At 34.6% G+C, this 11,162-nt stretch carries 10 protein-coding genes; 8 read left to right on the plus strand and 2 right to left on the minus strand.

The annotated features are described in order from the left end of the window. Positions 1-113: 113 nt before the first annotated feature. On the plus strand, positions 114-350 hold the full coding sequence (locus GH741_RS11575; RefSeq protein ID WP_153736948.1) for a DUF2316 family protein: 237 nt from the start codon (positions 114-116) through the stop codon (positions 348-350). Between the two features lie 554 nt (positions 351-904). On the opposite strand, the gene GH741_RS11580 is transcribed toward GH741_RS11575, so the two are convergent. After that, positions 905-2,167, minus strand: coding sequence for an FAD-binding protein (locus GH741_RS11580; protein WP_153736949.1), 1,263 nt, complete (start codon positions 2,165-2,167; stop codon positions 905-907). A gap of 297 nt (positions 2,168-2,464) precedes the next feature. Between GH741_RS11580 and GH741_RS11585 the strand changes: the two genes are divergently transcribed. From GH741_RS11585 to GH741_RS11595, 3 genes are all read left to right on the plus strand, one after another. Beyond that, positions 2,465-2,662 (plus strand): helix-turn-helix domain-containing protein, encoded by a 198-nt coding sequence (locus GH741_RS11585; RefSeq protein ID WP_153736950.1) that lies wholly within the window; start codon positions 2,465-2,467, stop codon positions 2,660-2,662. A 72-nt stretch (positions 2,663-2,734) separates the two neighbouring features. After that, positions 2,735-3,286, plus strand: coding sequence for a thermonuclease family protein (locus GH741_RS11590; protein WP_170287617.1), 552 nt, complete (start codon positions 2,735-2,737; stop codon positions 3,284-3,286). A gap of 62 nt (positions 3,287-3,348) precedes the next feature. Beyond that, the gene (locus tag GH741_RS11595; protein ID WP_153736952.1) at positions 3,349-3,543 is read left to right on the plus strand and encodes a hypothetical protein; all 195 of its coding nucleotides are present in this window, start codon (positions 3,349-3,351) and stop codon (positions 3,541-3,543) included. On the opposite strand, the gene GH741_RS11600 is transcribed toward GH741_RS11595, so the two are convergent. Continuing rightward, a complete protein-coding gene (locus tag GH741_RS11600) occupies positions 3,540-4,598 on the minus strand; it encodes an endonuclease NucS domain-containing protein (protein WP_153736953.1) in 1,059 nt (352 codons plus the stop codon). The genes GH741_RS11595 and GH741_RS11600 overlap by 4 nt on opposite strands. Before the next feature lie 296 nt (positions 4,599-4,894). Here GH741_RS11600 and GH741_RS11605 point away from each other — a divergent pair, with 296 nt between their 5' ends. From GH741_RS11605 to GH741_RS11620, 4 genes are all read left to right on the plus strand, one after another. After that, the gene (locus GH741_RS11605) at positions 4,895-7,120 is read left to right on the plus strand and encodes an ATP-binding protein (RefSeq protein WP_153736954.1); all 2,226 of its coding nucleotides are present in this window, start codon (positions 4,895-4,897) and stop codon (positions 7,118-7,120) included. A gap of 92 nt (positions 7,121-7,212) precedes the next feature. Then, positions 7,213-9,231 carry a DUF4357 domain-containing protein gene (locus GH741_RS11610; RefSeq protein ID WP_170287618.1) on the plus strand — a complete coding sequence of 673 codons (2,019 nt, stop codon included), beginning with the start codon at positions 7,213-7,215 and terminating at the stop codon, positions 9,229-9,231. Between the two features lie 805 nt (positions 9,232-10,036). Further along, a complete protein-coding gene (locus tag GH741_RS11615) occupies positions 10,037-10,456 on the plus strand; it encodes a hypothetical protein (protein WP_153736955.1) in 420 nt (139 codons plus the stop codon). A gap of 10 nt (positions 10,457-10,466) precedes the next feature. Then, the gene (locus tag GH741_RS11620) at positions 10,467-10,865 is read left to right on the plus strand and encodes a hypothetical protein (protein ID WP_153736956.1); all 399 of its coding nucleotides are present in this window, start codon (positions 10,467-10,469) and stop codon (positions 10,863-10,865) included. The last annotated feature ends 297 nt before the right edge of the window (positions 10,866-11,162 follow it).

Consider the following 11,162-nt stretch of genomic DNA (forward strand, 5'->3'; position numbering starts at 1 on the left):
TTTTATTATGTTTTTCAAAACTTAGGGAGATGACCGGAAGAAAAGCTAATCAGTAGTAAGAAAAAGAAATTGGGGAAAAATGATGACAAGATAACCTAAATGGAGGTGATAAAATGAGTCTAACTCCTGAACAAAAAAACCATGTGGGGAAAGAATTATTAGACAACTTCAAGCTTTCTGGATTAACACCAGAAGTTATTCAAGCTGACCTAGCTTTCAGTCATGAGCAGTTTGAAGAGACGATAAAACTTGGTCCTACCTCTGATGAAGCTGCAGTAGCGACTTTGCGTAATTATTTGGAGGAGAAGCTTAAAGAACAGGGAAAGGAACCTTCTTCTTATCCTGAATAAAACCCACATTATTAGACATTCTAAGTTATGTAGGAAGGAAAAAAAGAAATAAATGAGGTGTCAGTGAGAGACAACTTGGATGAACTTTAACCAAAAAAGTTAAGGTAGGAATCACAATCTTCATGCAAATGAGGTGTTGGTGATCGACAAACAAGTGAATGTAGATAACCATTAGCAAATTCCTTAAATGAGGTGTTAGCAATGGATAATGCTACAGAATGTTTTTAAGAAACTCACCAAAAGTATTTCATCCTTCCTTCACTGGACAGGGGCCAAAACGCGCCCTTGTCCTTTTTTTAGTTGATGGAATTTTCAAAGGGAGAGCAAGGTAGTTGGAAGGGAATGGGGGGAGAGACAGTTTGGCTCTAGTCTGTTCTATAAAGCAACTTTAAAAAGGACAAGCATAAGATAACGGACAGCTTCTTTCTAGGTTTTAAATCCGGTTTATGAAAAAAATAGGATGATGTGGTGCCAAGTTGATGGGGTCTGACCATCCTCATGGACAGGCAAAGGGCTAAGCGGGACAAGGAGCCTGTCCCCCTGTCCCAATCAGTTTATCCAAAGATATATTTATTTAAAAATTCATTGCGGAATTTCCCTTCAGGGTCATGCTTCTGCACTAAATTCTTGAATTCAGGCAATTTCTCATAAAATGATTGCACCCTCTTTGGGTCCATCGTAAATAATTTTCCCCAGTGTGGTCTGGCATGGAAGGCTTCAAGCGCTGTCTCTATTTTTGGCAACACTTGCTTTACTCCTTCCCAATCATCCTTCCAAGTAAAGTGTATTGCTATCGATTCCTGTTTATAGTTCATACTCATCCATAGATCATCAGCGGCGATACTACGAATCTCAGACACTAGTAACAATGGTGCGATTTCCTTACCTAATGGACTCAATGCCTCAACTGCATTACCGATATATTTCCGAGGGATAATATATTCACTCTGTAACTCTTCCCCACTGCTCGGTGTGAAGTTTATGCGAAAATGTGCTAATCGATCATGCCAAGGTCCAGGAATACCTAATTGATCCGTACAGGAATCCGGTTCGAGACCAGCAAGAGGGTGTAATTTTTCTGTTGCCAATTGGGCACCGTAAAATTGGGATGTTAATTTAACTGTGTCCTTGTTCGTAATAGCACGCTTCAGCCAGACTTGTCTAAAACACTCACTCTTCCAATCGGTAAATAAACTGACACTATAACCGCTTGAAAAAATCGCTTCATTATTTTCGTTGAAATTATGGAAGGATAAGTTTTCATAAACGTCTTGTCTTACCTGAAAATATGGGATTAGATCTAGTGTAAGCTTTGTAATAATTCCCGCTGCACCAAGACTAACGGCTAATGCTTTTATTTCTTCTTCATTTTCTTCACGTGAGATGGAAACTATCTCACCATGCCCATTAACGAATTCTATTGCACTTACAATGGTAGCCAGGTTTCCATTTTTATCCCCCGATCCGTGTGTTGCCGTTGCACAAGCTCCTGCAACAGAAATGTGCGGAAGTGATGCAAGGTTATGGAGTGCCAGACCAGTTCCATCAAGGTATTGACAAACCTCACTGTACTTCATCCCTGCTTCAATGGTAATTTTGCGATGCTTGCTGTCAAAAGATACCACTTTATTCAGTTTCTCAAGGGAGACCATATTCTCTGTTGAGTCAGCAATATCGTTAAATGAGTGACGAGAGCCGACTACTTTTAAGTGGTTACATTTTTTCACAAGCTGCTGCACTTCGGCAACTGTTTCAGGTGTATGCCAATTCGTGGCACTGTATATATAATTGCCTGCCCAATTTCGTTGTTTTGTCATCTTAAATTCTCCTCTACTAAACCATTATAGGACTCCTGATAACTTGACCGTATGAGTTCATTTTAACAGAGATTGAAAAGCTTATTAACTAAATTAAGCAATGATGCTAATTGATGGGGTCAGACTTTTCTCATGGACAAGTGTCTATTAGGAGGGTCAGTCCCCTTTTTTACAGTTTCTACCTTCATTAGGCTGACGATATCCTCATCTCCACCCAATTGCACCCGACATAGACACCTAATAGCTACCCGTGAAACGATTATACAATTGAAAGACACATGAAGGAGGATGAAACAAATGGAACGTTGTACAATCACGGTTCATCAAGTAGCAGAATACTTAGGAGTACACACAGATACGATTTATGATTTAGTTCGAGAGGGGAGCTTTCCACACATCCGATTCGGACGAAAAATTCTTTTCTCCATGGAAGCTATTGATGGATGGATTCGTGAAAAAGCAAGTGCATCGGTAATTAGAGAGGATGGGGAGTGAAGTGTGGAGTTAGATTTTTAAAGGAATTTGGTAGATTCCAAAATTTTAAAAAGAATGAGAAGAGGGAAAAATATGAAGGAGCCTAACGTGATCGTAGATAGCAATAGCTTGGTGAACGAGGGAAGTGATTCACAGGTGGAGGCAAAAGAACCAACGCAGGTATCGAATGAGAATGCAACCGGGGTGCTAAACCTGGAATCGATGGAGATGGCATTGGTAAAACGAGTCATTGATGCGGACACGATTGAAGTGTATTTGAACGGAAATACAGTTGATGTGCGGCTGCTATTAATCGATGCGCCCGAGACCACCCACCCCGATATTCCAGACGAGCCCTTCGGTGATAAAGCGGTCGCTAGGGTGAGAGAGGTACTGACAGGAAAACACGTGCAGTTGGAATACGACGGCCCGCGTTATGATGACTATGGTAGATTGCTAGCTTACGTGTGGGTCGACGGGATGATGATAAATGAGCTATTACTGGAAGAAGGATTAGCCCATGTTGCTTATATCTATCATCCACCTTATAAATATTATCAAAGGTATGTGAGTGCACAAATGAGGGCGAGGGATAGTTGGAAGGGGATGTGGGGGAGAGAGAGGTTGAGCTCTGGTATGTTCTAAAAAGTATCTTAGAAAAGGGTGAGGATAGATAGACTACTAGTCTCTTACTGAAAGGAATGAACATGAATTCATTTAAGTCGAAGGTCCCGGCTGCATTATATGCAACGAGGGCAGCCAGTTTTTGGGGCGTTTCCTTTGTGACGATGAAAGCCGTGCTTGGAAAGCTTGATCCTTATACTCTAATTGTTCTTCGGAATTGGATCGTTAATAAAAGTAAACAACCAATTATTGTGCCTATGTTTTTAGAAATCTTTTAAGTCTTAACTCGATTTTTAACCTTTTGTTTTAAGAATGCTATTGCTATAACTGACCTAGAAAAGTTCCACAGCAATTCGATATCAGGTTTCTCATGTAGAAAAATAAAAGAACGCTCAATATTCCAATCATCAATTTTACTATAAATATATTCTTTTTTATCTTTCAATCCAGGTCCTTTAATTGGAAGATTAATATTGATGTTACCTGTATGCTCTTGTATAAAATCATGCAAAGGTATCTTTAATGAATGTGTATGGTTTTTTGGCATGAATATTTCTCCACTTTTAGAAGAACTTCCTATATCTACTGATAAATAAACTGGGTCTTTCCCTTCTGGATAATTATTTTTCCCATTATTGCCGGATGTTCCGAAATAGATTGTTCCTTCATAGGTGTATTCTGTACCGACAATAGAAAATCGTCTTTGATTACCAATCCAATTACCTGAATTCCTAATGGATTCTTCTACTTTGTCGTTAAAAACTATGTGATAATCATCAAAACGTTGTATCGGGATATAACTAGAAAAAAACCACTCTTGTAATTTTTGTGCGGAATGGTAAATTAATTCTGCATAATCTAGGGGTATTTGTGTTTTAGGAGGAGCTACCCCGACTTTTTTTGTTGATAATTTTTTATTAATATGAATATGTTCATATTTAGGAAACAATAAAGAATTTGTCTCTCTTAAATAATTAATAAGATATTCTGGACTATATTCACGCCATTCTATACCATAGTGATTAAATGCTGTGTGTAATACTGGGTGAACCTTTCTACCTATTAGTATTGTTCTTGGAATTTTCTGACCTTCTCGAATCATTGCTCCAGCATACCAAATTAATTGACCAATATGCTCGTATGTTATTTCTGTATTTTTAAGTTCTACAAGAACTTCTTTACCGTTAGTATCCTTTAGTAATAAATCTATTCTTCTACCATATAAAACTTCTTCTTTTTTAATAAATTGTAATCCATCTTCAATTATCTCTGGATGAACAACGAGTATGTCTTGTATATCTTTTTCTGAAAACCCCTCTTTACTTCTAGTCATATAAGTTTCTCCTTTTCTTCTTTATGCTAAATTATTACTTAATAGAAATCTTCTGCAATATACTAGGGAAATCCTGTTATTCTTTAAAAATAAAAAAACATACCCACTGACAACCATACCTCATCATATTAACGTCGATTAAGGTGCTCCAACCTTAGAGTTCAAATATTAAACTCCAAGAAAATTTGGCTTAAATTAAAGGTAACCTTTTAATTGGTTAAAAAAGGGAATTAGACTGTGATGTCGAAATTACTTGAATAGGGGGAGAAAGAAGTTCTAAAAGGAGGGAGTGCATTATGGTTAAATTAAAAGTTGAAATTAAGAATTGTTATGGTATCAGTAGCTTAGAAAATGAGTTTGATTTCACTAAAGGTAAATCCACACAAGTTATCTATGCTCCAAATGGGGTGATGAAAACATCTTTTGCGAATGTATTTGATGATTATAGTAATAGTGTGGAATCTTCAGACCTTATTTATCCTAATAAAAAGTCTATAAGAAAAATAATAACTGATGATGGAAGTGAAATTCCTACAGAATCAGTATTTGTTATTAGACCCTACGAAAAGTCGTATAAGTCAGACAGAATTTCCACATTATTAGTAAGTGATGATTTAAGAAAACAATATGAAAAAGTTCATGAAAAGATTGCAATAGAAAAGGAGAATTTGATTGAGATTTTAAAGATACCATCAGGGTTGAATAAGGATATCGAAGAAGAACTAAGTAGTTCTTTTGGTCAAGAAAAGAATAATTTACTTCAACTTTTATGTGAGCTTGAAGACAAAATAGATAAAGAAAGTGATTTTGAGTATTCCCATATTATTTTTAATAAAATATTCAACGAAAAGGTAGTTTCCTTTCTTGAAACAGGAGATTTTAAAAGGGAAATAAAAGAGTACATAGAAAAGTATGATGAACTAATTAGTAACTCAGCAATTCTAAAAAAGGACTTTAATCATTTTCATGCCACCACTGTTCAAAAGAATCTTAATAGTAATGGCTTTTTTAAAGCTGAACATTCCATAAATTTAAATATAGATGGTCAGAAAAAAGAGATATCTGATCCAAAGGAATTTTTAAAGTTAATTATGTCCGCAAAAGAAGAAATTTTACAGGATAAAACACTACAAGGCATTTTTGAAAAGATTGATAAGAAAATTTCAAATAACCAACTGAGGGAATTCAGAGAGTATTTATTCGAGAATCAGGATGTTTTAACTGAATTAGCTGATTTAGAAGGGTTCAAGCAGAGGCTATGGATATCGTATTTAAGGAATAATATAGAGGAGTACCAAAACCTTGTTGCTGAATATAAAAAAGGACAAACAAAAATCAAAGAAATTATTGATAAGGCTAGAAATCAACAAACTGACTGGGAAAATGTAATTGAAATATTTAACAGAAGATTTTATGTTCCATATAAAATTGGAATAAAAAATAAAGCAGATACAGTTCTTAATGATGCAGCACCTAATATTGAGTATTTTTTTGAGGAAAGACCTGAAAATGTGGATGAGGACTTACTTTTAAGGGTTTTAAGCCAAGGGGAAAGAAGAACTCTATATTTGTTAAATATTATTTTTGAAATAGAGTCTAGGAAGAAACAAGGCTTAGAGACCTTTTTTATAATTGATGATATAGCAGACTCTTTTGATTATAAGAATAAGTATGCAATCATTGAATATTTGAAGGATGTATCTCTGCATGATAATTTTTACTCTATTATATTGACTCATAACTTTGATTTTTTTAGGACAGTTCAGGAAAGAATTAGTGGCAATAGTAAATATGAAGGTTCATATATGGCATTGAAAGAAGATGACCATATAAAATTAGAAAGTTTAAGTTATAAATATATAAGTAATCCACTAAAAAATTGGAAAAGTAATTTGAATGATAATACAAAACTAATTGCTTCAGTAACTTTTGCTAGAAATATTGCCGAATATATAGGAGACAAAGACAACTTCAACAAATTAACATCGATTCTTCATATAAAAGAAACAACATTATCTTTAACAATTGGTGAACTGGAAGACATATACAAGTCCGTTTTTAGAGATTTAGATGAACTTGAATTATCAAATAAGGATAGAGCAATCTATGACGTAATTTTGGAAGTAGCTAATGATGTAGTAAATTCGCAAGCAGAGTCTATAGCAAACCTTGAAAATAAGGTGGTTATGTCTATAGCTATTAGACTTAATGCGGAAAAGTACATGATTTCAATAATTAATGATGATGAGTTTGTAACTAATCTAAAGAAGAACCAAACTGGGAAACTTTTTGGTAAATATAAAAACCTTTTTCCAGACGATTCTCAAAGTATAAAGGTGTTAGAAAGAGTAAATATCATGACACCTGAAAACATTCATCTTAATTCTTTTATGTTTGAGCCAATATTGGATATATCAGATTATCATCTAAAACAGCTTTATAATGATGTCTTACAACTTATTGCAATAGCAAAGGAACTCAGCAGTGCTGCAGCTGAAGTAGCATCAACACAGCTTGATTAAAAACATAATAGAAAATTAAACCTAATTTAATTACCTGATCAAAGGACTAGTGTTACAATTTATGTACAAAACTAAAAAGAGGAATGAATATAATGGAAAAAACACTTAATGCAGAAGAAATGCCATTACATAAAGTTTTTTCAGATGATTTTCTTTTTACTATACCATCAGTTCAGCGGCCATACTCTTGGACTCCTGAAGAGGCTGGTGAATTATTAGATGATCTATTTGACTATATAGAGCATCAATCTATTAAAGAAGCCAATATTGCGAAAGTTAAAGAGCCTTATTTTTTAGGTAGCATTGTGCTTGTAAAAAAAGCAGAAGCTTATTACGAAGTTCTTGATGGGCAACAACGATTGACAACTTTGACGATATTACTGGCCGTATTACGTGATTACTTAGGAGGAGAATACGCTAACAGTATTAAGAATATGTTAGCCAGACAAGGAAATTTTCTCCTTCAAACTAAGGATAGATATCGTATTGAGTTACGAAAGCGCGATCAATCTTTTTTTCAAAAGTATATTCAAGAAGATGGGGCTACTATTAAACTTAAACAAGATACAGAGGTTAAAACAGATAGCCAGAAATATATACGTGATAATGCTATTTATTTTATTGATCAGCTTAATGAAGCGGATTCCGATGTAGTTAAGACTTTACCTGGTATTATTTATGGGCTCTGTTATTTGGTTATAGTTTCCACACCTAGTTTTGACTCTGCCTTTCGAATTTTCACTGTTTTAAATGATAGAGGGTTGGATTTAATGCCTAGTGACATCATAAAGGCTCGTGCAATAGGCGACGTCTCTGATGAAGAGCAGAATGACTATACAGCAAAATGGGAAGAAGCGGAAGTAGCGCTTGGACGTGAACGATTTAATAAATTATTTGAGCATATTCGTATGATCATTCAGAAACGAAAGGGTAGCAGAAATATTAAAGATGAGTATAATTTAATATTTTCGCAATTGAATGGCAAGGAATTTATAGATGATTATTTAATTCCATATAGTGAAATTTATTTAAAATTAGTTGATTATCAAACATTTTACCAAAATGATCCTAAAATGATAAAAATGTTGAGTTTGATGAATCAGATTGATAATGCAGATTGGCTTACAGTAGCTATGTATTATACATACCATATCGGAGAACAATTTGAGGAGTTCCTACTTCGATTAGAGACATTTGCGGCAACAAGTATGATTTTACGTCGTAATTTTAACTGGCGTATGTCTAAATATTCACAGGTGTTAAAGGAAATGGAAATTGGTGTAGATGTTTTCTCTGAAAGGTCCACACTTGAGTTATCAAATGAGGAACGTATTGATGTAATTAGTCAACTTAATGGTGATGTATATATTAGTTTAAAAGACACTGCTAAAAGGTATATTCTTCTACGATTAGACTCTTTATTAACAAAAGGACAGCCATATTATAATCATTCTGTTATCACGGTAGAACATGTACTTCCGCAGAAACCAAATGAGGGTAGTGAGTGGTTAAAGGTTTTTGATAAAACTGAGGATTGTGTGCATAAGCTGGGTAACTTAGTGTTACTAACACGTCAAAAAAATTCCAAAGCTAAGAATTTTGACTTTGAAAAGAAAAAAGCATCGTATTTTCAGGCTTCTAGTGGTGTTACATCATTCGCATTAACATCACAGGTTATCCAAATGAATGAATGGACACCTGAAGTAGTTAAAAAACGGCAACACCAACTTCTACAATTACTTGTTGATACCTGGGGATTAGTTGAAAAAGTTTCACCATCTGTTTTAGCTGATGAGAATTATTATATAGAAACTATAACAGGATTGAAGGCAGTGGGTTACCCAACAGATTCTGGATTCCTAGTAGAAAAAGGTGGAATTGTTTCATCGGAATTTAGTAATTCAGTAAAAAGTGGCACAGTTAATTTAAGGGATGAATTGATTGATAAACAAATATTAGTTAGACATGGTGAATTTTTAACATTCACACAAGATTACGAATTTAGCAGTCCATCAGCTGCATCTAGCCTTGTATTTGGTAGAAGTTCAAATGGTCTTACATCGTGGAAACTTGCTAATGGGAAGACTTTGAAAGAAGTACAAGAAAAGTAGAATTGTCGAACACTGTTAATCCTCTGCCTCAAAGGTAGGGGGTTTTTTAATTTGGCTTTATACTGAATGTGGTTCCTGGCACCAATCCTTAGAAAGACCAGTGTGTTGATCCTCCTTCAGTGGTGTTTCTATTAAGAGAGCTAATTTAAAGGAAGGACAGGAATATTTACCTGTCCTTCCTTTAAATTAGCTCTAATCCAACCATTTCAATTTCCTCAAATGTATAAATAGTTTCTCTTTTAACTATCCAACTTAGTGTAGCCTATTCAGACGTTAGAATAGTTCCTTAAGGTTGTCTCAATATCACTATGACACAAACGGTTCACTTAGAAAATAAATTGATATCTTTTTGTATATCAATACTCTCGCATGAGTATGCCTATAACCGTGGATTGTATAAGAAGGTTCCAGACGCCCTGCGTGAACATGTGTCCACACAGGGCGTCTGAAACCTTCTTTGGGGAACTTGGCATGGAAAAATTAGTAAAAAGCCTTTTACAAAGTATATATATAAGTTAAAATTACAGAGGCTAGACTCTGTTTTTTTATGAGAAATATTAGGACTTGGAGGAAAGGTTAAATGACAAAAATCTTTATAAGTCACTCTACAAACGATGGTAATTTTGCAATAAGACTAATGGACTTCTTACAAACGCAATTCAACCTAACTAGAGAAAATTTTTTCTGACTTCGGACGAGCAACTTACATACAGAGAAAATTGGATCGAGCAAATTAGAAAAGGTATGGAAGAAGCAGACATAATTTTACCATTAATTACACCAAATTTTTTAGAGCCAATTTTGTTTGTGTGAATTAGGAGCTACATGGATCAATCAAAAAGCACTTGTCCCAGTTATTGTTCCGCCACTAGATTATCACGCTCTAGATAGCACACCTTACCGTTCTTGGAATCAAATCATAACCTTGGATGATGTGAAAGATTTACAACGAATAGCTGAAGCTATGATTGAAAAAGGTGTCGGGAAAGTACAAATGGTTAGGTTTAATACTAGAGCAGAGATATTTAATGAAGAGATCCTTATCCCATTTGTAAATGAAATGTCTGATAGAAAAGTTGTAACATTAGAGGAATTGAAAGCATTAGAAGAGGAGTTAGCAGAGTATAGAGAGGCTATTATGGATACAGAAAAAGACTTAGCTCATGCACAAAAGGAAATTGAAGCATTACGCCAAATGAAAGACACTGAAGAAATTCAGGTATGACTATGCTCAAATGGACGAATGGGAAACATTTATTGAATCAGTTAAAAGTGCAAGGGAACAACTAAAAAAATTATCACCATATGTAGTTACTATATTGTATCACTATCGAAAAAGTTCATCTATTGGTGGTTTCGTTGGTGAGCAAGAGGATTTTGCTAAATTACATGCTTTGCAAGATGAAGGGTTTATTTTATGGGATGAAGGATGGGAACCTGACTTTGAACACCTAGTTGTTAGTCGAGCAGATAAAGCATTGGATGAGTTGCAAGTTGTAATTTCTCACAGTACTGACAAATTCCCATTTCAAGAGAGGTTTGAAGAAGAATTTGAAGAAGTTCGTTTAAGTCTAGATTTTACACCATTTTGGGAAGAAGTTCTAGGGATGAGTATTCAACATTCAGTGAGATAATACATAAAAAACTCCGAGATAAAACGTTTTATTGTTGCAATATATAAGTCAACTTATATTGCGGAGTAGACACAATCAACGCTACAAATATCTTCAATTTTAAGTTCCTTTGTGGAAGAATTGTATATAACTAATGTAGTGGTTTATTTGAAATAGGGTTCAAACATAGAAACTCAATTCACCCCAAAATAACCGATCTTATCGTGAATTAATTGATGGGTCATTTTTCAAGACGATTTCGTCGGCTTAACACTAAAATGTGAATAGTAGACTTCTGTAATCACTTAATGAAAAATT

This window comes from Aquibacillus halophilus, from assembly GCF_009649745.1.
In the GTDB taxonomy this organism is placed as follows: Bacteria; Bacillota; Bacilli; order Bacillales; family Amphibacillaceae; genus Aquibacillus; species Aquibacillus halophilus.

Excerpts from the sequence above, each read along its gene's own strand:
- GH741_RS11575 (WP_153736948.1), top strand. The coding sequence starts at position 114 with ATGAGTCTAACTCCTGAACAAAAAAACCATGTGGGGAAAGAATTATTA.
- GH741_RS11580 (WP_153736949.1), bottom strand. The coding sequence starts at position 2,167 with ATGACAAAACAACGAAATTGGGCAGGCAATTATATATACAGTGCCACG.
- GH741_RS11585 (WP_153736950.1), top strand. The coding sequence starts at position 2,465 with ATGGAACGTTGTACAATCACGGTTCATCAAGTAGCAGAATACTTAGGA.
- GH741_RS11590 (WP_170287617.1), top strand. The coding sequence starts at position 2,735 with ATGAAGGAGCCTAACGTGATCGTAGATAGCAATAGCTTGGTGAACGAG.
- GH741_RS11595 (WP_153736952.1), top strand. The coding sequence starts at position 3,349 with ATGAATTCATTTAAGTCGAAGGTCCCGGCTGCATTATATGCAACGAGG.
- GH741_RS11600 (WP_153736953.1), bottom strand. The coding sequence starts at position 4,598 with ATGACTAGAAGTAAAGAGGGGTTTTCAGAAAAAGATATACAAGACATA.
- GH741_RS11605 (WP_153736954.1), top strand. The coding sequence starts at position 4,895 with ATGGTTAAATTAAAAGTTGAAATTAAGAATTGTTATGGTATCAGTAGC.
- GH741_RS11610 (WP_170287618.1), top strand. The coding sequence starts at position 7,213 with ATGGAAAAAACACTTAATGCAGAAGAAATGCCATTACATAAAGTTTTT.
- GH741_RS11620 (WP_153736956.1), top strand. The coding sequence starts at position 10,467 with ATGGACGAATGGGAAACATTTATTGAATCAGTTAAAAGTGCAAGGGAA.